17 protein-coding genes are annotated in these 20,301 nt (G+C 66.8%); 11 read left to right on the top strand and 6 right to left on the bottom strand.

What is annotated here, in order from left to right:
- Positions 1-42: 42 nt before the first annotated feature.
- Positions 43-2,028: a glycoside hydrolase family 3 protein gene (locus tag ACNI3R_RS00420; protein ID WP_426178978.1), complete on the bottom strand. Its 1,986-nt coding sequence runs from the start codon at positions 2,026-2,028 to the stop codon at positions 43-45.
- A gap of 475 nt (positions 2,029-2,503) precedes the next feature.
- On the opposite strand from ACNI3R_RS00420, the gene ACNI3R_RS00425 reads away from it, so the two are divergent.
- The 4 genes from ACNI3R_RS00425 (at position 2,504) to ACNI3R_RS00440 (ending at position 6,208) form a co-directional block, all read left to right on the top strand.
- Complete coding sequence (locus ACNI3R_RS00425; RefSeq protein WP_426178979.1) at positions 2,504-2,656, top strand: hypothetical protein; 153 nt, start codon at positions 2,504-2,506, stop codon at positions 2,654-2,656.
- A gap of 10 nt (positions 2,657-2,666) precedes the next feature.
- Positions 2,667-3,125, top strand: coding sequence for a DUF2846 domain-containing protein (locus tag ACNI3R_RS00430; protein ID WP_426178980.1), 459 nt, complete (start codon positions 2,667-2,669; stop codon positions 3,123-3,125).
- Between the two features lie 168 nt (positions 3,126-3,293).
- Positions 3,294-3,731: a hypothetical protein gene (locus tag ACNI3R_RS00435; RefSeq protein ID WP_426178982.1), complete on the top strand. Its 438-nt coding sequence runs from the start codon at positions 3,294-3,296 to the stop codon at positions 3,729-3,731.
- Positions 3,728-6,208 (top strand): DUF4132 domain-containing protein, encoded by a 2,481-nt coding sequence (locus ACNI3R_RS00440; protein ID WP_426178983.1) that lies wholly within the window; start codon positions 3,728-3,730, stop codon positions 6,206-6,208. The genes ACNI3R_RS00435 and ACNI3R_RS00440 overlap by 4 nt, the downstream gene beginning before the upstream one ends.
- Before the next feature lie 237 nt (positions 6,209-6,445).
- Here ACNI3R_RS00440 and ACNI3R_RS00445 read toward each other — a convergent pair whose 3' ends face one another.
- Positions 6,446-6,955 carry a lipocalin family protein gene (locus ACNI3R_RS00445; RefSeq protein WP_426178985.1) on the bottom strand — a complete coding sequence of 170 codons (510 nt, stop codon included), beginning with the start codon at positions 6,953-6,955 and terminating at the stop codon, positions 6,446-6,448.
- Positions 6,956-7,163: 208 nt separating this feature from the next.
- Complete coding sequence (locus ACNI3R_RS00450; RefSeq protein ID WP_426178987.1) at positions 7,164-8,462, bottom strand: Xaa-Pro dipeptidase; 1,299 nt, start codon at positions 8,460-8,462, stop codon at positions 7,164-7,166.
- A 135-nt stretch (positions 8,463-8,597) separates the two neighbouring features.
- Between ACNI3R_RS00450 and ACNI3R_RS00455 the strand changes: the two genes are divergently transcribed.
- Positions 8,598-9,779 carry an aromatic ring-hydroxylating oxygenase subunit alpha gene (locus ACNI3R_RS00455; RefSeq protein ID WP_426178988.1) on the top strand — a complete coding sequence of 394 codons (1,182 nt, stop codon included), beginning with the start codon at positions 8,598-8,600 and terminating at the stop codon, positions 9,777-9,779.
- A gap of 29 nt (positions 9,780-9,808) precedes the next feature.
- Positions 9,809-11,419 carry a phytoene desaturase family protein gene (locus ACNI3R_RS00460; RefSeq protein WP_426178989.1) on the top strand — a complete coding sequence of 537 codons (1,611 nt, stop codon included), beginning with the start codon at positions 9,809-9,811 and terminating at the stop codon, positions 11,417-11,419.
- A gap of 4 nt (positions 11,420-11,423) precedes the next feature.
- On the opposite strand, the gene ACNI3R_RS00465 is transcribed toward ACNI3R_RS00460, so the two are convergent.
- Positions 11,424-12,338 carry a LysR substrate-binding domain-containing protein gene (locus ACNI3R_RS00465; protein ID WP_426178991.1) on the bottom strand — a complete coding sequence of 305 codons (915 nt, stop codon included), beginning with the start codon at positions 12,336-12,338 and terminating at the stop codon, positions 11,424-11,426.
- A gap of 84 nt (positions 12,339-12,422) precedes the next feature.
- Between ACNI3R_RS00465 and ACNI3R_RS00470 the strand changes: the two genes are divergently transcribed.
- From ACNI3R_RS00470 to astD, 5 genes are read left to right on the top strand one after another with little or no spacing between them, the layout of a single operon-like run.
- Complete coding sequence (locus tag ACNI3R_RS00470) at positions 12,423-13,445, top strand: DUF1338 domain-containing protein (protein WP_426178992.1); 1,023 nt, start codon at positions 12,423-12,425, stop codon at positions 13,443-13,445.
- Entirely contained in the window at positions 13,442-14,845 is a 1,404-nt protein-coding gene (locus tag ACNI3R_RS00475) for an FAD-binding oxidoreductase (RefSeq protein ID WP_426178994.1), read from the top strand. The genes ACNI3R_RS00470 and ACNI3R_RS00475 overlap by 4 nt, the downstream gene beginning before the upstream one ends.
- Positions 14,842-16,044, top strand: coding sequence for an aspartate aminotransferase family protein (locus ACNI3R_RS00480; RefSeq protein WP_426178996.1), 1,203 nt, complete (start codon positions 14,842-14,844; stop codon positions 16,042-16,044). Before ACNI3R_RS00475 ends, ACNI3R_RS00480 begins: the two co-directional genes overlap by 4 nt.
- Positions 16,044-17,054 (top strand): arginine N-succinyltransferase, encoded by a 1,011-nt coding sequence (locus tag ACNI3R_RS00485; RefSeq protein WP_426178997.1) that lies wholly within the window; start codon positions 16,044-16,046, stop codon positions 17,052-17,054. The genes ACNI3R_RS00480 and ACNI3R_RS00485 overlap by 1 nt, the downstream gene beginning before the upstream one ends.
- 5 nt (positions 17,055-17,059) lie before the next feature.
- On the top strand, positions 17,060-18,466 hold the full coding sequence (gene astD / locus ACNI3R_RS00490) for a succinylglutamate-semialdehyde dehydrogenase (protein WP_426180225.1): 1,407 nt from the start codon (positions 17,060-17,062) through the stop codon (positions 18,464-18,466).
- Here astD and ACNI3R_RS00495 read toward each other — a convergent pair.
- Positions 18,463-18,996 (bottom strand): response regulator transcription factor, encoded by a 534-nt coding sequence (locus ACNI3R_RS00495; RefSeq protein WP_426178999.1) that lies wholly within the window; start codon positions 18,994-18,996, stop codon positions 18,463-18,465. The two genes, astD and ACNI3R_RS00495, sit on opposite strands and share 4 nt — an antisense overlap.
- Positions 18,993-20,300: an ATP-binding protein gene (locus tag ACNI3R_RS00500; protein ID WP_426179001.1), complete on the bottom strand. Its 1,308-nt coding sequence runs from the start codon at positions 20,298-20,300 to the stop codon at positions 18,993-18,995. Before ACNI3R_RS00500 ends, ACNI3R_RS00495 begins: the two co-directional genes overlap by 4 nt.
- Between the last annotated feature and the right edge of the window lies 1 nt (position 20,301).

Consider the following 20,301-nt stretch of genomic DNA (forward strand, 5'->3'; position numbering starts at 1 on the left):
GGCGCTGTCGCGCCGGGCATAGGGCCAGCCATCGCCAAGCTCTTAATTCTTGCCTGTCATCAGACCCGCGCCAGCGCGGTACAAGGGCTCCTCGCTATCATCCGGCACCGCGGGATCCTGTGCTTCCACGGCTGCCATGCTGGATGGCAGTTCAAAAGGCAGCCGTCCTCTTGCCGACAGACGTCCCGTAGCGACATCTAGCAAGGCTGCATCGGATACCCCGAAATTGACGAGAATTGCGCTCGACATGCTGTCCACCGGTCCAAGCACAGCGGGACGATCCGCGAACAGCGCCAGTGCGACCCGGGTCTTGCCGCTAAGGTCCTTGACCAGATCATGCCCGGCATCTCCGGCGCGGAAATCAAGCCGCCCCTCATTCTGGCGCCTGCCGAAGAAGTGGAAAGGATGCGGCCGTTCGGACGGCGTACCGAGACGCACCAGCGCCACATCAGCCTCTTCCGGCTTGTCAACGACGACAAGACCGCGCGCGCGCGCAGCATCGGCGTCCACATCTTTCAGCCAGACACGCGTTCCGGCCTTCAGGGGAAAAATACCGTCATTCTTCAATAGGACCTGAGACGCAGCTTGTGCGGCAAACCCCTCATCGTTCGCCTGAGCCGCTCCGACAGACTGCGCTGCAGCGTCTGGATCAACATAGGGATTTTCGAACAGCCCCATCTGGAACTTTGTAACAAGAACGCGCTTCGCCGCTGCGTCGAGCAGGGCTTCCTTCACCAGGCCCTTGTTGACAGCCTCAACAATGATGCCCGCATCAGTGACGCCCCCAAACTGGTCGATGCCGGCATTGATGCCTTTGGCGAAACGTTCAAGCTCACTCAGATTCTCCACGCCCCAAGGCATGGCGATGGATTCCGGTCCCTGCGGCTTGGTCGGCGAAACACACTCCGCTTTGCAGTCGTTGGTGATCGCCCAGTCAGACAGGATGATACCATCGAATCGTTTCTCCTTGCGCAGCTTGTCTTGAAGCAACTGCGCGTTGAACCCAGCCCCGACCTGTTCCAGCGGTCTGCCCGAGACCGAAACCCCCTGTATGATCGAATAAGTGGGCATCACGCCAGCAACATTGACCCGAAATGCACCGTCAAACGCTTTGACGTGAGCAGAAAAGCTCTTGTTCGTCGCTTTTGCAAAGCGGCCATATCGATTGTGCCCGTCCCAGCCCTCAGGCGTGGCCCCATAGCCAACCCAATGCTTCACAACCGTCAGCACGCCGTCAGGCTGCAGGCCTTTCGGACTGCCCTGAAACCCCTCAACATAAGCTGCCACCAGATCGCGAACGACCTGCGGATCAGAACCGAAGGTTCCTGTCCCGCGTGCCCAGCGTGGTTCAGTAAATAGGTCAGCCTGCGGCGAGAGAGCCTGATGGATACCCGTCGCGCGATATTCCTTTCGCGCTACCTCGGCAAAACGCTTCATCAGTTTCGTGTCACGCAGGGCGCCAAAGCCCAATGTCTCTGGCCACTGCGAATAACCCACGCCCATGCTGCTGGCGCCCAGAACAAACTGGAAATGATGACGTGGGTCCGTGCTGATGGTCAGTGGGATGCCAAGACGTGCCCCTTCTGCAATTTCCTGAAGCTTGTTATTCTCCTCCGCCATTCGGCGCGGACCAACCGCGAGGCGCGTAATAAAGCTGGTCACATTCCGTTCGGTCACGTCTGGCCGGAACAGCGAGACATCATAGCCTTCGGTTGAAAACCCTACGAAATTGCCAATGCCTGGGATCGAGCCATGCATCATGGTTCCGGCCTTTTCCGCCAGGGTCATGCGCGCCACCAGGTCGGCAGCGCGGGCAACGGGTTCAAGCCGCCAGTTTTCATAGGGATTGACCTGACCATCCCGGTTCAGATCGCGGAACCGCAGTCCGTCCTGCTCGATCACGGGCGCGTGACGGCTGTCTAGTCTGGGCTGGGCCAGCCATGGAGCCAAGCTCTTTGCGCTTGCCGCAATCGGGGTGGAAGCCAGACCGGCAGAAACAAGCAGCAACGCACATTTAGCGGTGTTCATAGAGGCAGTCCTCAAGCCCAGATTCCGTCAATCTCTGATACATGAAAAGAAGACCTAACCTAATGGCGCGACCTCCCCCGCATCAGCACATTGTCCTGATAGTGCCGGTGCTCACAGTCAAACCGCCCACCGCTTCCTATCGTTGGAAGCGGAAGTCGAATGCAACGCCAACCATGCGGAACGCCTGAGGATCGAACTATTGTCGATCGGAAGGGGTTCCTGGCAGTGCCCGGTTTGCTTCGAAACGGCTGACAAACCGCTCGTCACCACAGTTGCGGCAAAAGGCCGTCAGACGGCTGATCCTGCCGATCGGGCTGACCGGGCGTGGGGCAGTTTCGCACGTCGCCAAGGCTGGATGGGGTGGCAAGGCCGGCGAACTGATCGTGATGGTCCGCTACCTGGAATGCGGGCCGCAACATATTCGAATAGACCGCTTCCATTTCGGCGGCAGCGGGGGTCCCATTTTGGCGCCGCAATGGGTGCCAGCGCTATCGTCCCGCTCGCCGGCTTCCTGATCGACGGCAGCGACATGACTCTTACCGCTGACACTCGCGGCAACGCGAAACTGTCCGGCGCGGTGCAACTGCCGCTTGGCGACAAGCCCTGTCCTATTCCATCACCCAACTGAAGAAAAGCTAATGCCGAGAATCATTCGGAGCGGGATGCTGTCGATCATGCTGTTGGCGGCAAGCGCCAGCGCGATGGCGCAGGATGTGAACGCACCGCTCGTTACCAAATCCGGAGCTTTGCCGGCTCCCGAGCCCGGCAAGGCACAGATCATATTCTTCCGCCCCGGTTCGATCATGGGTGCTGCGCTGGGCTGCGCGGTTCACGAAGGCGAGGCGGAAGTCGCCCGGCTGGGATCGGGCAAATATTATGTGATCTCGGCCGAACCGGGGAAGCCTGAATTTTTCACCGAAGGCGAAGTCACCGACAAGCTGGCGCTGGAGGTCGAGGCCGACGAAAGCTATTTCGTTAAGTGCAAGATCGGCATGGGCGTTGTGACGGGCCGCGCCAATATCTCGCCCGCCGATCGCGCGGCCTTCGCCGAAAAGGCGAAAGGGCTGACGATGTGGCAGCCCAAGGACAAGAAGTAACGCGATCCAGGCTCGGCCGCGCCCATGCGCGGCCGGCGCAGGGACTTCACGGCCAAATCTGGCTCGTCGACCATGCGGTGTGCCGGGACTTCGGCCTCCCCCCCCAATTCCCGCTGGACCACGCACGCCGCTCGTAACATCATCCGCCGACCAAGCGGGAGCGCGCCCATGCCGCCAGTGTTGAAGATCGTCGACGAGTGCTTCGGTGCCGGAACGGGGGAGCGCAGGCCCGCGCTCGAGCTGCGCCTTGCGACCGAGCGCATCACCGCGCGTGAGCTGATCCGCAGGCGCGTGGCCGACGAGGTGGGCGTCGCCAATCGCAAGCGCATCAAGGCCGCCGCCGATCATGCACGCGCGCGATCCTTCCTCATCCCGCTGCGCGACGACACGCCCGAAGGCGGGCTTGCCTCCTTTCAGGCCGGCTCCTTCCGTGCCCACCGCTTCGACGAGGCGGTCGAATATAAGCGCGCGATCGATGCGTTCGGGCGGAACCAGTTCGTCCTGCTGGTAGACGAGCGTCAGGTCTGCGACCTCGACGAGGCGATCGTCGTCACGCCGGATAGCGAAGCGGTGTTCCTCTATCTGACCCCGCTGATCGGCGGATGACCGGACTGATCGGCCGCATTGCTGGGCTGTTCAAGACGCGCGGCCGAGCACCGGACACTTCCGTCGCGGACCGCGCGTCGGGGCCGCTCTCCCCGTCAGCGCCCGAAGTGCGCCGCGTGATCACCGCGATCTGCGATGAGGTGATCAGGGACGGAGTCAGGGGGGTCAAGCTCGGCGGCATCGAGCCTTGGGAGCGGCTGAAAAGTGGCCCCGAGGCCATGCAGGTCGCCGTCGCGCTGAACGCCGTCATCCACAAACGCCATGGCGGCCTCTTTGGCATCAAGATCGAGGAAACGCGCAAAGCGATCGCGTCTCAGCTGTTCCGGAAGAAGCTGCCCTTCACCGGCGATCAGCTCGCCGGTCCGATCAGGGCCTGGGCCGAACAACCCCATCTTCAATATGGCATGGCCGGGCTCTCCGTGATCGGCGCGGCAGAACGGCTGCTGGACGGGCAAGCTCCCGAGGGCGCTCTGCGCAGCGCGCTCGAAAAGCTCCGGCGGCGGCTGACGCCCCTCCTCGCCGATCAGCCCAGCGACAAGTTCGACAGAGCCCTGCTCGCGCGCGTGAAGGCGCTGCTCGAACCCGAACTGGCCGATCGGCGCCCCCTCCCATCAGGTCCGTTCGCGAAATCGCTCGCGCCATGGCTCGCGTCATTCGACGCGGCCGATCGCGACGCATGGCAGGCGCTACTCGCTTATGCCGCCGGCGCGGGCGACAAAAGCAGGCCCGCCGCGAAGTGGGTGAAGGAGGGACAGAGACTGGTCGACGCCATCGGTGAAGCCATCGTTACCGCGCGGCTGATCGCCTGGATGGAGAAGACGGCGCCCGACCCGGCCAAGCCTGATCCCAGCCTCGACATCCTCAGGGGACTTGTCTGGCTCGCCTCGGCCTGGGCACAGCCCGGGCTTGTCGGAGCGGTCGGGCGCTTCGCGGAGAGATGCTTTCGCAAGGTCTCCGGTATCGGCGCGCGCTCAGTGAAACTCGGCAATGCCGCGCTCTGGACGTTGTCGGAAAGCGGCGACGGCGAAGCGGGGGCGGCCGAACTGTTCCGCCTGCGGACCCGGCTCAAGCTCCCGTCTACCCGGAAGCTGCTCGACGAACTCCTCACGACCATGGCCGGACGGCTCGGTAGCAACCTGGCCGATCTCGAAGACGGTGCGCTGCCGACGTTCGGGCTGGCGCGCGACGGAATGTCGACCCACAGGCTGGGCGAGTTCACGGCGAACATCGTCGTCGACGCAGCGGACGTCGAGATCCGCTGGCAGACCGAGGACAAGCGCTCCCTGAAAACAGTGCCCGCTGCCGTCCAGCGCGACCATAAGGCAGAGCTGGCATCGATCCGGCAGGCGGCGAAGGACATCGAAGCAGCCCGCGCCGCCCAGGCGTTGCGGCTCGAACAATCCTGGCTGGAGGATCGGCACTGGGATACCTCGGGATGGCGGCGGACCTTTCTCGATCACCCGCTGCGGCGCCAGGTCGCGCAGGCGCTGATCTGGCGTTTCGAAGGGCCGGATGGCCCGCTGGACGCCATCGCCCAGGTCGATCGCCTGCTGACGCTCGCCGGCAGCGCTCCGGTCCCCGCAGCCGGCATGGTGCGGCTGTGGCATCCGCTCGACAGCGATCCCGAAACGGTGCTGGCCTGGCGCGATCGCATCGTCGCGCTCGATCTGACGCAGCCGATCAAGCAGGCGCATCGCGAACTCTATGTCCTGACCGACGCCGAACGCCGCACCGGCACCTATTCGAACCGCTTCGCCGCCCACATCGTGCGCCAGCATCAGTTCCGCGCGCTGTGTCAGGCCCGCGGCTGGACGTTCGACTTCCTCGGCGCCTGGGACAGTTGCAACATCCCGACCCGGCTGCTTCCGCATCACCAAATGGCGATCGAATATGATGTCGTCCCCGTGGACGACGGCCGCCACAGCGCAGCCGATATACCGCTGCATCTCACGACCGACCAGGTCCGCTTCCTCGACCGCGACCGCCGGACGATGCCGCTGGAATCGGTGCCGCCGATCGTCTTTTCGGAAATGCTGCGCGATGTCGACCTGTTCGTCTCCGTCACCAGCGTCGCCAATGATCCGGCCTGGACCGACGGCGGACCGGATGGCCGGTTCGGCGACTATTGGCGCACCTGGGCCTTCGGCGATCTCGGCCAGAGCGCGGAAACCCGACGGACGCTGATCGCCGCCATCGTCCCGAAACTGGCGATCGCCGACCGGCTGGAGGTGACCGACAAGTCCCTGGTCGTGCAGGGACAGCGGCACAGCTATGCGATCCACTTCGGATCGGGCAACATCCAGATGCTGCCGAGCAAACGCTATCTCTGCATCGTTCCGGGCCATCCGGGGAAGCCCAACGAGACGATCAAACTCCCCTTCACCGGCGACAGCCTCGTGTCGATCATCCTGAGCAAAGCCTTCCTGCTGGTGGACGAGAGCCGGATTACGGATCGGACGATTTTGGCGCAGTTGTGAGGGGGTGCTGTTAGGAGCATCGGCGGTGCACGCGCTTTCGATTTTTGGCGCCTACGGCCACCTATTCGCTCAGCGGGCTCAGGACCGAACAGCCACCGCTCGTCAAAGCCAGCTAAAAGCGCTTGCAGGACAATGCCGCAGGACAAAGCCTGGGCCAGCCAGATCGTGCGCGATGCGGGTTAAGCCAAGAAGCTGTTCGACGCGGCCCGGCTGGCCCACACCGTCCAGCTCCCTGGCCTAATGCCTGGTGACACGCACCAGCGACCCGTCATAGCCGAGTTCCTCCACCCGCCGCCGGAGCATGGCCTTGCGGCTTTCGGAGGGATCGGCCTCGCGCGACAGAACCCACAGGTAGCGCCCCGAAGGTTCGCCCACGATCGACCACTGATAATCGTCGTCATGGTCGAGCACCCAGTAGTCGCCATAAAACGGGCCGAAGAACGATACTTTGAGCTTGGTACCCGTTGCAGGGTCGACGATCTTCGCTCTGCCCGTAGCGGTCTTGAGCGGCCCGTCGATCTTGCCCATACGGCAACTGTTTACCACCCGGATCGATCCGTCGCTGTTGCGCGAATAGTCGGCCGAGACTGCCTCGCAGTCCTTCTGGAATGGCGCGTCATAGCGAAAGAGCTCGTACCAGCGGCCGAGATAGCGATCGATTTCGACAGCCTTGGCCGGCTGCGGCACAGCCCGGTTCCCGACCGGCATCGAGGACAGCGTCGCGCAGGCGCTGAGAGTTCCAGCCATAGCAACAACCAACGCATGTCTGAGCCATGGCATAATCATCGATAACCTCTCATCTCATGTGGCGCCGTGCGTGGGCATGGTTGTTTCGACAGTCGTCTTCTCGAACCGGCCCAATCGTCGCCATTCAGAGTGTCACGAACCGATATGCGCTTTCGATCCACTCTGGCGTTCGACCGGCTAGCCGGGAACGCCAAAATACTCCAGCCCCCTACCGCACCACCCTCCCCCCCTTCATCACATGGTCGACCCGCTCCAGCGCTCCGATATCCGCGAGCGGGTCGGCGGCAACCGCGATCAGGTCGGCATAATGGCCCGGCGCAATCTCGCCGACCGTGGCGGATTTACCCATCAGAGCGGCGGCGCTGGTCGTGGCGGACTGGATCGCCTGCATCGGCGTCATCCCGTAGCGGACCATGTAGCGGAACTGGCGGGCGTTGAGGCCGTGGGGATAGACGCCCGCGTCGGTGCCGAAGGCGATCTTCACCCCCGCCTTGACCGCCCTGGCGAAGCCCTGGCGCTGCGCCTCGGTCGTGTCGTCATTCTTGCGGAGGATGTCGGCGGGCCAGCCGTCGCGGCGGCCGACCTCCGAGATATAGTCGCCATTATAGATGTCCATGACGAGCCAGGCGCCCTTCTGTTTGGCGAGCGCAATGCCCTCGTCGTCGATCAATGACGCATGTTCGATCGAGCGCACCCCGGCGCGCAGCGCGATCTTGATCCCCTCGGCACCGTGGGCATGGGCGGTGACATAGCTGCGGTTGCGCGCGGCCTCGTCGACTGCGGCGCGGATTTCCTCCTCGCTCATCTCGGGGGCGCCGGGCTCGGTCCCGGCGGCGAGCACCGCGCCGGTCGCGATCAGCTTGATGAAGTCGGCGCCGCGCTGGAACAGCATCCGCGTCTTCGCCTTCACCTCCTCCGGGCCGCTGGCGACGCCCATCCGCATCGACGGCGGCACGCCCACGTCGGGCGCGGTGCCGGTCACTTCGCCGCCCCCGCCCGGCACGGTGATATAGGCCCCGGCGACCGCCATGCGCGGCCCCTCGACCGATCCGGCCTCGATCGCGTTGCGCAGCGCCACGTCGGTGAAGGCGCGGAAGGTGCCGACGTCGCGCACCGAGGTGAAGCCCGCCATCAGCGTGTCGCGCGCATGGCGGGCGCCGAGCAGCGCGATGTCCGCCTCCGAATGGAGCAGCGGCTCGGCCACATTGGCACTCTGCTCGGTGTCGGCGAGATGGGTGTGCATGTCGATCAGGCCGGGCAACACGGTATAGGCCGACCAGTCGATCAAGGCGGCCCCGGCCGGCGGTGGCGCATAAGGCGCGACCGAGGTCACCTTGCCGTCGTCGATGCGGATCAGGCGGTCGGTCAGCACCCTGCCCGCTTCGGTATCGATCAGCCGCCCGGCGCGGACATAGCTGGTCTCGGCCCAGACCTGCCCCGCCGTCGCCAGCGACAGCAGCGCCGCCAGACCGGTCACCGCCCTCGTCACGCCGCGCCTGCCCGCCATGCTGATCCCCCTTCGTGCCGGCCCGGTCGAGCGGGCCGGGGCCGATCCTGCATCACTGTTTGACAGTCGTCAAACGAGCCCATCTTGCGACTCCCCGCCGCTTATTATACAAGTGTCAAACAAGCAGGAGTTGCCATGGCCACGCAGCCTCGTTCCGATGTCCGATCCGATCCCGATGCGGGCTGGAGCCTGCCGGCCTGGACCTATTCCGATCCGGACTTCTTCCACGCGGAGGTGGAGCGCGTATTCCGACCGTCCTGGCAGATCGTCTGCCATGAAAGCGACATCCCGCAGGTCGGCGACTATCATACGCTCGACTATATCGGGGAAAGCGTCATCGTCGTGCGGGGCGACGACCGGGTCGTGCGCGCCTTCACCAATGTGTGCCGCCACCGCGGCGCGCGGCTGGTCGACGGCCCCTCGGGCTGCGCGAGCCGGCTGACCTGCCCCTATCATGCGTGGAGCTACGACCTCAAAGGCACGCTGACCGGCCTGCCGCTGTCGCAGACCTACGGCGGCATGGACCGCGCGGCACACGGCCTGGCGCCGGTGCAGGTCGAAATCTGGCAGAGCTTCATCTTCGTCCGGCTGGAGGATGATGGCGGCCCGTCGGTCGCCGAGATGATGCAGCCCTATGCGGCCGAGGTGGAGCCCTATCGCTTCGCCGACATGCGCGCCTTCGGCCGGGTCACGCTGCGCCCGCGGACCGTGAACTGGAAGAATGTCGGCGACAATTATTCGGACGGGCTGCACATCGTCGTCGCCCATCCGGGGCTCACCCGGCTGATGGGCAATGGCTATACGGTCGAGGCGATGGAGCATGTCGACAAGATGGCCGCGCCGATCCGCGACCGCCTGTCGAACAACCCGTCAGAGCGCGCCTATCAGGCGATCCTGCCCGACGTTCCGCATCTGCCCGAGGACCGCAAGCGGCTGTGGACCTATTTCAAGCTGTGGCCGAACTTCGCCTTCGACATCTACCCGGATCAGGTCGACTTCATGCAGTGGCTGCCGGTCTCCCCGACCGAGACGCTGATCCGCGAGATCGCCTATGCCGTGCCCGACGACCGGCGCGCAATGAAGGCCGCCCGCTATCTCAACTGGCGCATCAACCGTCAGGTGAACGCCGAGGATACATGGCTGATCCAGCGGGTGCAGGACGGGATGGCATCGAGGAGCTTCACCGTCGGTCCGCTGTCGGAGACCGAGGTGGCGCTGCGCAATTTCTGCCGGAAGATGCGGGGCCTGATCCCCGAAGCCCGCCTGCACCATGCGCCCGCACCGGGCTGGAGCCGGCGCCCGCGCGCGCAGGGTTAGAAATCAGATCGAGGAATAGGGGGAAAGCGATGTCGACCCATTATGATGCCGTGATCATCGGCGGCGGCCATAACGGCCTCGTCTGTGCCTTCTACCTCGCCCGCGCGGGGCACAAGGTGCGCGTGCTCGAACGGCGCGACGTCGTCGGCGGCGCTGCGGTGACCGAGGAATTCCATCCGGGCTTCCGCAATTCGGTGGCGAGCTACACGGTCAGCCTGCTCAACCCCAAGGTGATCGCCGACATGCGGCTGGCCGATCATGGCTATCGCGTGATCGAGCGGCCCGTCTCCAACTTCCTGCCCCAGCCCGACGGCGGCTATCTGCTGCTCGGCGGCGGGCTGGAGCGCACCCAGGCCGAATTCCGCAAGTTCAGCGCGCATGATGCCGAGGTGCTGCCGGCCTATTATGACGCGCTCGAAGGCGTCGCCGACGTGCTGCGCGACCTCGCCATGCACGCCCCGCCCAATGTCGGCGACGGCATCGACACGCTGATGGCGGGCGCGCGCCAAGGCCTTCCGCTCGCGCGGCTGCCGCTCGAACGCCAGCGCGACGTCCTCGACCTGTTCACCAAGAGCGCGCGCACCGTCCTCGACGGCTGGTTCGAGAGCGAGGCGGTCAAGGCCGCCTTCGGTTTCGATGCGGTCGTCGGCAACTATGCCAGCCCCGACACGCCGGGTTCGGCCTATGTGCTGCTCCACCATGTCTTCGGCGAGGTGAACGGCAAGAAGGGGGCCTGGGGCCACAGCGTCGGCGGCATGGGCAAGATCACCGCGATCATGGCCAAGGTGTGCCGCGATCTGGGCGTGGAGATCAGCCTGGAGGCGCCGGTGTCGCAGGTGCTGGTCGACGGTGATCGCACGGTCGGCGTTCGCCTCGACAGCGGCGAGGAGATCTTCGGCCGCCGCGTGATCGGGAATGTCGGACCCAAGCTGCTCTACGAGCGGCTGATGGACCCGTCCGACCTGCCCAACGACTTCCTGCGCCGCATCCGCTCGTTCAAGGCGGGGTCGGGCACCTTCCGGATGAACGTCGCTTTGTCCGAACTGCCGAACTTCACCTGCCTGCCGGGACCGGGCCAGCATCTGGAATCCGGGATCATCATCGCCCCGACGCTCGACTATATGGACCGCGCCTTCCTCGACGCGAAGCTGCACGGCATGTCGAAGCACCCGATCGTCGAGATGCTGATCCCCTCGATCGTCGACGACAGCCTCGCGCCTCCCGGACAGCATGTCGCCAGCCTGTTCTGCCAGCAATTCGCCCCCGTCCTGCCCGACGGGCGCAGCTGGGACGACGAACGCGAGACGGCGGCGGACCTGATCATCGACACGGTCGAGGCCTATGCCCCGGGCTTCAAGGCGTCGGTCCTCGCCCGGCAGATCCATTCGCCGCTCGATCTCGAGCGCAAGTTCGGGCTGGTCGGCGGCGACATCATGCATGGCAATATGTCGCTCGACCAGCTCTGGGCGGCGCGGCCGGTGCTCGGCCATGGCGGCTATCGCGGGCCGATCAAGGGGCTCTACATGTGCGGCGCCGGCACCCATCCGGGCGGCGGCGTGACCGGTGCCCCCGGCCACAATGCGGCGCAGGTGATCCTGTCCGACGCGGGCCTCTACGGAAAGCTTCGCGGCCGCGCCTGATCGGTCAGGAGGGAGCATTCGAGGAGGCTGCGGCCTCCTCCAATATCCACTGGCGCACATGCCGCAGCGCGCGGCTTTCGGGCACCTCGGCCGGGGTCACCAGATAATAGGCCTCCTCCCCCGCCAGCGGGATGTCGAGTGGCGACACCAGCACGCCCGAGGCCAGCTCGGGTTCGATCAGGAAGCGCGGGATCAGCGCCGCCCCCGCCCCCGCGGCTGCCGCCTGCGCGAGCATCAGGAACTGCTCGAACGAACCGCTCGGCGCCGGCGGCGCTGCCGACACGCCTGCTGCGCGCAGCCAGCGCGCCCAGGCGGAAGCGCGCGACGACTGGATCAGCAGCGGCCAGCGCAGCACGTCCTCGGCCCGCTCGATCGGGTTTCTGGCGAGCTGGGCCGGCGCACATACGAGGATCGCCTCCTCGCGGAACAGCAGGTCGTGGCGCGCGCCCGGCCAGTCGGGCAGGCCGAAGTGGATCGCGGCGTCAAACGGCTCGTCCGAGAAACTGAACGGGAAGGAGCGCGCCGCGAAGTTGACGATGATGTCGGGGTGCCGCGCGGTGAGGCCCGCCAGACGGGGGGCGAGCCAGCGCATCCCGAAGCTCGGCAGCGTCGCGATCGCCACTTCGCGATCCGAGCGGCGGTTGAGCGCCGCCTCGGTGGCGCTGCGGATGCGATCGAGCGCGGGACCGACGCTTTCGGCATAAGCCCGCCCTTCCGGGGTCAGCTCGACCCGGCGCCCCTTGCGTCGGAACAGTGCCAGCTGCAGCCAGTCCTCGAGCTGCGCAATTTGCCGGCTGACCGCGCTCTGCGTCAGCCCGATCTCGGCCCCCGCACGCGAAAAGCTCTCATAGCGCGCCGCTGCGACGAAGGCCGCCAGCGCGCCGGTCGGGGGAAGCAGCCTTCGGCGGTTCTCGTACATTCCAAATCCTCATCTACAGATGAAGCTATGCCATTTTGAGCCAAGCACTCAAGGCGGTAAATGGAGGGTCTTTCAGTTCACTTCATGATGGAACCGGATATGAGCGCCGTCGAACGCCTGATCGAAGCCCAGCTGGGCACGGAAGCCACACGCCGGCTGCTGGAGGTCGTCGAGATCGACCCCGCGATCGGCAGTGGCGACGGCGACGAGGTGACCCGCGGCGACGTCGCGATGGCGCTCGGCGCCTGCCTGTTCGACGGGCTGCTGCATGCGGTGCCGAGCGGTGCAGCCTATGTCGAGGATCGCCGCGCCGAGGGCGGCAAGGTCTGCTTCGATCATGGCGCGATCCGCACCATCCTGTTCGCCGACGGCCCCACCGGCGCGCTTCCGGCCGGGCAGCTGGCTTTCTCGCGCATCCTCGAGCCGCTCGGCTATGCGGTGGCCGGGACATACCCGCTCCCCCGCCTCAACATGACCGGCCGGGCCTATTGTCATCTCGACCATGCCGAGACGATCCCGCAATATTTCGTCAGCGAGCTGCACGTCGACCGCTTCGACGAAGACTTCGCCGCCGCCGCGCAGCGCGTGTTCGGCCAATCGCGCGACCCGCTCGGCGACGCGGGCCGGACGCTGCTCGACACGCTGTCGGCGTCGCATAAGGCGCCCTTCGCCATGGCGGCGGCGGGCCTGCCCGAACTGCTCGCCGCCTTCGGCCGGCATCATGACGAGCCGACCCTCGACGACTATCATATCCTGCGCGGGGCCTCGCCCGAGGCGGCCTGGATCGCGACCGAGGGCAATGCCTTCAACCATGCGACCGACCGCGTCGCCGATGTCGAGGCGCTTGCCGACCGGCAGCGCGCGATCGGCCGGCCGATCAAGGAACGCGTCGAGATCTCGACCAACGGCCGCGTCCGCCAGACCGCCTATCGCGCCGATCCGGTGACCCGCCGCTTCCGCACCGATGACGGCAGCGTCGAGCAGCAGGTGCCGGGCTCCTTCTATGAGTTCATCACCCGCGACAGCGATCCGGAGACGGGGCGGCTCGATCTCAGCTTCGACAGCGGCAATGCGACCGGCATCTTTCAGATGACCAAGGTCGCATGACCCTCGACGGCCTGGCCGCGATCGTCGGCGAGCGCAACCTGCTCGACGCGCCCGAGGATCTGGCCCGTTATGACTGCGACGGACGTCAGGGTGGCGGCGCCGCACTGGCGGTGGTGCGCCCCGGCTCGACCGAGGAGGTCTCGGCGCTCGTCCGCGCGGCCCATGCGGCTGGGCAACAACTGGTGCCGCAGGGCGCCCGCTCCGGCCTCGTCGGCGCCGGCCTTGCCGACCGCCAGATCGTCTTGAGCCTGGAGCGTCTCAACGCCGCGCCGCTGATCGACCCGATCAACCGGACCGCCGATGTTGAGGCCGGGGTGCCACTGTCTGCGCTTAACGCGGCAGCGGGCGAGCATGGTCTCTATTTCCCGATCGATCTCGGCGCGGATCCGTCGATCGGCGGGATGGTGTCGGCGAACACCGGCGGCGCCCGACTGCTCCGCCATGGCGACGTGCGGCGCAATCTGCTGGGGCTGGAGGTCGTGCTGTCCGACGCGGAGGGCACCATCCTTCGTTTCGGCCGGGGCCTGTGGAAGGACAATAGCGGGCTCGATCTCAAGCAACTGTGGGTCGGCGGCGCCGGATCGCTCGGCATCGTCACGCGGGCGACCGTCGCGCTTCAGCCCAGGCCCGCGAACCGCATCACCGCGCTGATCGCGCTCGAACGCCCCGAAGCGGCGGTAGACCTGATCGCGCCGCTCGAAGCGGGGCTCGGCACGCTCCTCACCGCCTTCGAGGGCATGTCGTGCCCGGCGATGGAAGCCGCGCTCGTCCATGTTCCGCGCCTGCGCCTCCCCTTCGCCGGCGGCATCCCGCCCTATGCGGTGCTGGTGGAGCTGTCCGGCGGCGCAGCGCTGTCGGAGGCGATGCTCGCCGACGCGCTGGCGGCGTCGCTCGAACCCTGGATGGAACGACCCGACGGCGGCCTGATCGACATTGCCGTCGCGCATGACGAGGGCCTCTGGGCGATCCGCCATGCGATCCCCGAAGGGCTGCGCGCCTCGGGCAAGGTGATCGGCTGCGACGTATCGCTGCGACGCGGCGACGTCATGCGCTTCCGCGCCGACCTGATCGAGCGGCTCGCCGCCACCGCGCCGCAGCTGCGGCTGTGCGACTTCGGCCATATCGGCGACGGGGGCATGCACTTCAATCTGGTCTGGCCGCCCGAGGCCGGCCCCTATTCGCCCGCCGAGGGCGAGGCGGCGCGCGCGATGATCTTCGACGCCGTCGTCCGCGACTATGGCGGCAGCTTCAGCGCGGAGCACGGGCTCGGCCCCGTCAACGCGGCTTATTATGCGCGGCTGGTGCCGGCGGCCGAGCGCCGTCTGGCCGGCCGCATCCAGCAGCTTGTCGCGCCCCATCGGATCGGGCGCGTGGATTTCGACATGGAGGACCGGGGATGACCGACGATCGCATCATGGGCTTGTACAACCGCGCACCGATCTCGGTGGCCAGCGGCAAGGGCGTGTGGCTGACCGACGAGGACGGGCGCACCTATCTCGACTGCGTCGCGGGCATCGCCACCAACGGGCTCGGCCATTGCCACCCGTCGCTGATCGCCGCGCTGGAGGCGCAGGCGCACAAGCTGTGGCATGTGTCGAACATCTTCCGCATTCCCGGCCAGGAGGCGCTTGCGCGCCGGCTGACCGATGCCAGTTTCGCCGACGTCGTCTATTTCGCCAATTCAGGCACCGAAGCGGTCGAATGCGCGATCAAGACCGCGCGCCGCTTCCACGCCGCTGCCGGCCAGCCCGAGCGGATCGACATCATCGGTTTCGCCGGCTCCTTCCATGGCCGGACCTACGCAGCGATCAACGCCTCGGGCAACGCCACCTATCTCGAGGGCTTCGGCCCGCGCCTGCCCGGCTATGTCCAGCTGTCGCTCGACGACCAGGCGGCGATCGAGGAGGCCATCGCGCGGCCGACTACCGCTGCGGTCATCGTCGAGCCGGTCCAGGGCGAAGGCGGCGCGCGGGCGCTGTCGGGCGAATGGCTGACCCGGCTGCGCGCACTGACCCGCCAGCATGGCGTGCTGCTGATCTATGACGAGGTCCAGTGCGGCATGGGACGGACCGGCAAGCTGTTCGCGCACCAGTGGTTCGACGACGCCGCGCCCGACATCATGGCCGTCGCCAAGGCGCTCGGCGGCGGCTTCCCGGTCGGCGCCTGCCTGGCGACCGATCACGCCGCGAGCGGGATGATCGTCGGCGTCCATGGTTCCACCTTCGGCGGCAACCCGCTGGCGATGGCCGTCGCGACTGCCGCCTTCGACGAGATCGCGCAGCCCGCCATGCTCGCCCATGTCGAGGCCGTCTCCGCCGAGTTCCGCGAGCGCCTGACCGAACTGGCCGCCCGCCATCCCGACCTGATCGCCGAAGTGCGCGGCAAGGGGCTGCTGATCGGCCTCAAGATGATCCCCAACAACCGCGAGTTCATGGCCATCGCGCGCGATCATGACCTGCTCGTGGCCGGCGGGGGCGAGAATTGCGTGCGCCTTCTGCCGCCGCTGATCATCACCTCCGAGGAGATCGTGGAGGCGGTGAAGCGTCTCGATGCGGCCTGTGACGATGCACGGGCCCGCCTGGCGAAAGCGGCCGCCTGATGCTGGTGGTCCGGCCCGCCGGGCCGGCGGACCTGCCCGCGCTGATGGAGCTCGCGGTCCTCTCGGGCCGGGGCTTCACCAGCCTGCCCGAGGACCGCGACGTGCTGGCGCAGCGGCTGCAGCTGTCCGCCGACAGCTTCGCCGGCAGCATCGCCCCGGCCGAGGCCTGGTACACGCTGATGCTGGAGGACGCGGCGACCGGTCGCATCGAGGGCGTCGCTGGCGTCCGCGCGGCGGTGGGCATGCGGCGGCCGCATTTCTCCTTCCGGGTGATGACGCTCGCCCAGTACAGCGCCGCGATCGACATGCGCTTCGACCATCAGGCGCTGGTGCTGGTCAACGAATGCGGCGGCTGGACCGAGGTCGGCTCGCTGTTCCTCCGCCCCGAACGGCGCAGCGGCGGCGCCGGCCGGCTGCTGGCGCGCAGCCGCTACATGCTGATCGGATCGGCGCCGCTGCGCTTCTCCCAGACGGTCATGGCGGAACTGCGCGGCTGGTTCGACGAACGCGACCATTCGCCCTTCTGGGACGGGGTCGCCTCCAAATTCTTCCGCCTGCCGTTCGAGGAGGCCGATCGCATGGTCACTTCGACCGATGGGCAGTTCATCCTCGACCTCGCCCCGCGTCACCCGATCTATGTCGAGCTGATCGACGGCGAAGCCTGCCGCTCGATCGGCCGCGTCCACCGCGATGGCGAGGCGGCAAAGCGGCTGCTGGAGCGCGAGGGGTTCGAGGCGTCGGGACTGATCGACATCTTCGACGGCGGGCCGACCATGACCTGCGGCCGCGACAATCTGCTGACGCTGCGCGCCAGCCGCGTCGCCCGCGTCTGCGTCGGTACGCCCGACATCGACGCGGTGCCGCACCTTCTCTCGACTGTCGACATCGACGCGTTCCGCGCCGTGCAGGCGCATGCGACGGTGCATGAGGACGTCGTAACGATCGACACCGAAACCGCCCACGCTCTCGGCGTCGGCGACAATGACCGGATCAGGATCAGCAACGGATGACGATGATGGAAGAGCTTGTTTCGACCGACCCCGCCAGCGGTGCCATCGTCTGGCGCGGCGCCGTCTCCGGCCCGGCCGACGTCGCCCGCGCGGTCGCCGCTGCCCGCGCGGCGCTGGGTCCGTGGCGCGCGGCTTCGGCCGAGGAGCGGATCAGGGTAGCGAAACGCTATGCGGTCCTATTAGGCGAACGTCGCGAAGCGCTCGCTGAACTGCTGTCGCGCGAGACCGGCAAGCTGCTGTGGGAAACCCGCGCCGAGATCGGCTCGATGATCGGCAAGGTCGACATCTCGATCGCGGCGATGGCCGAGCGCGCGGGCGAGCGCGCGGCGGACATGCCCTTCGGCCGCGCCGTGCTGCGCCATCGCGGGCATGGCGTCATGGCGGTGCTCGGCCCCTATAACTTCCCCGGCCATTTGCCGAATGGCCATATCGTGCCGGCACTGCTGGCGGGCAATGCGGTGGTGTTCAAGCCGTCCGAACTGACCCCGGCGATCGGCGAGGCGATGGTTTCCGCGTGGCGTGACGCCGGTCTGCCCGATGGGCTGCTGGGGCTCGTCCAGGGCGGCCCCGACACCGGCCGCGCGCTGGTGGCGTCGGACATCGATGGATTGCTGTTCACCGGTTCGCCGCAGGGCGGCGCGGCGCTGCGGCGCGCGCTGGTCGACCGTCCGCATGTCATCATGGCGCTCGAACTGGGCGGCAACAATCCTCTGGTCGTGTGGGATTCGCCGGAGGAGGCCGCCTCGATCATCGTCAATTCGGCCTTCATCACCACCGGACAGCGCTGCTCCTGCGCGCGGCGGATCATCGTGCCTGAAGGACGCATGGGCGACGCCATCGTCGATGCGCTGGACGCGCTTACCGCACGCGTGCCGATCGCCGCCTGGGACGAGCTAGGCGAGGCCTTCATGGGGCCGCTGATCTCCGCGCCCGCCGCCGATCGCGCCCGCCAGGGTGTCGCGGCGATGGTCGCCGCCGGCGCCCGCACGATCCGCGCCTTCGACCGCATCCCTGGCCGCTCGGAGGCCTTCGTCACGCCCGCCATCCTCGACACGACCGGCATAGCCCTGCCCGACGAGGAAATCTTTGCGCCGGTCGCGCAAATCATCCGCGTACCCGATTTCGATGCTGCGATCCGCACCGCCAACGACACCGTCTATGGCCTGTCCGCCGGCCTCGTCAGCGCCGACGCCGCCCTATGGACCCGCTTCGTCGAGGAAAGCCGCGCCGGGGTGGTCAACCGCAACCGGCCGACGACCGGAGCCGCGGGCAATATGCCGTTCGGCGGGCTGGGCGCTTCGGGCAATCACCGGCCCAGCGCATATTATGCGGCCGATTATTGCGCCTATCCGATCGCGAGCTTCGAAGCCGACGGCGTCGCGGCAGTGCCGGTCAACGGCCTAGCACTCTAGCGAAGCTGGCGCTTTTCCAGCTTCCGGGCCAGTGTCCGACGGTGCATGCCCAGCCGGCGGGCGGTCTCGGAGATGTTGAAGTCGGTCTCGACCAGCGTCTGGTGGATATGCTCCCACTCCACCGTCTTGATCGACGACTGGCGCCCCTCGACCACGGCATCGGGATCGCCCTCGGTCTTGGCGAAGGCCGCTTCGATGTCGTCAGTGTTCGACGGCTTGGCGAGATAATAGGAGGCGCCGAGCTTGATCGCCTCGACCGCCGTGGCGATGCTGGCGAAGCCGGTCAGCACGACGATCTTCATCGCCTCATCCAGTGCGCGCAGCGTCTGGACGCAGACCAGCCCCGAAGCTCCACCCAGTTTCAGATCGACCACCGCGAAACCGGGATGGTTCGTCTTGAGCAGCACGGTCAGTTCCTCGTGGCTATGTGCCACGATCACGCCATAGCCGCGCCGCTCGAAGGATCGCTTCAGGGTGCGGGCGAAACCGACATCGTCCTCGACGATCACCAGCAGCTTCTGGTCGGTCATGTCCGCGCCTCCTTGCCATAAGCGAGCGCCGCGATCGGCAGGCGCACGCGCACATAGGCACCGCCTCCGTCGCGGTTGCCCGCCTCCGCTTCGCCGCCCAGCTTGCGCACCACATTGACCAGCAGAAACAGCCCCAGGCCGCCGCCGGGCTTGCCCTTGGTCGATCGATAGGGCTGGCCGAAGGAGGACAAAATGTCGGGCGCGAAGCCCGGCCCCCGGTCGGCGATCTCCAGGATCAGCGCGTCCTGCTCGCGCGTCGCGCTGATGCCCACCCAGTCGGGCGAGAAGTCGGCCGCATTGTCGATGATGTTGCCCAGCACCTGCTTCAGCGCCGGATCGGAAACAATCGGTACATCCTCCCCGAAGCGGTCGACATAGTCGATCGCGCCCGAGCGGCGGATGGTGCGCCATTCGTCGACGATGCCGTCGAGGAAGCTGCGCATCGTCGTGACCGCAGGCGCCACCCCGCGCGCTTCGCCGGCGGACATCAATATGCCGCTGACGATCGCCTTGCAGCGCTGCACGGCCGCATCCATGTCGGCGAGATCCTCGCGCAGGTCGGGATCGTCGGCCAGCTTCGGCATCCGCTTCAGGTCACCGATCAGCACCGACAGCGAGGAGAGCGGCGTGCCCAGTTCATGGGCTGCGCCGGAGGCCAGAAGGCCCATGCGGACGATATGATCCTCCTCGGCGGCGCGCTGGCGGACCTTGGCGAGCGAGGAATCGCGGTCGCGCAGATTCCGGCTGATCCGCGCGACGAAGGCTACGAGCAGCACCGCGATCAGCGCAAAGCAGACGATGCTGCCCTGCAGATAGAGGTGCATCGGATCCTCGGCATAGCGCCCGGGAAGGTTCAGGGGCGCCGGGTCGAGCGAGAGCATGGTGAGCGCCAGGAAGGTCGCGGCCACGATGCCCCAGGACGAGCGCGGCTCGAGCAGGATGGCGCCGATCACGACCTGCAACAGGAAGAGCGAGGTGAACGGGTTGTCGAGCCCGCCGCTATGATGGAGCTGCCAGGCGAGCGCCGCCACGTCGATCAGCAGCGCGACCGTCAGTTCGGTGTTGGATACCGCGCCGCGACGCTGGATCAGCGGCCAGCTCAACAGGTTGATCACCGCCAGCAGTGCAGGAACGACCAGCAGGGGAACAAGCGGAAGCTCGACCCCCATCACTCCACGGACGACCAGGATCGTGAACAGCTGCCCGCCGACCGCGATCCAGCGCAGCTGGAGCAGAAGCTCCATGTTGCGCCGGCCGGTGTCGTCACCGCCGCCGGGCCAGCTGGACCGGAGGTCTTCCGTCATG

The sequence above is a fragment of the Rhizorhabdus antheiae genome, assembly GCF_049889055.1.
GTDB lineage: Bacteria > Pseudomonadota > Alphaproteobacteria > Sphingomonadales > Sphingomonadaceae > Rhizorhabdus.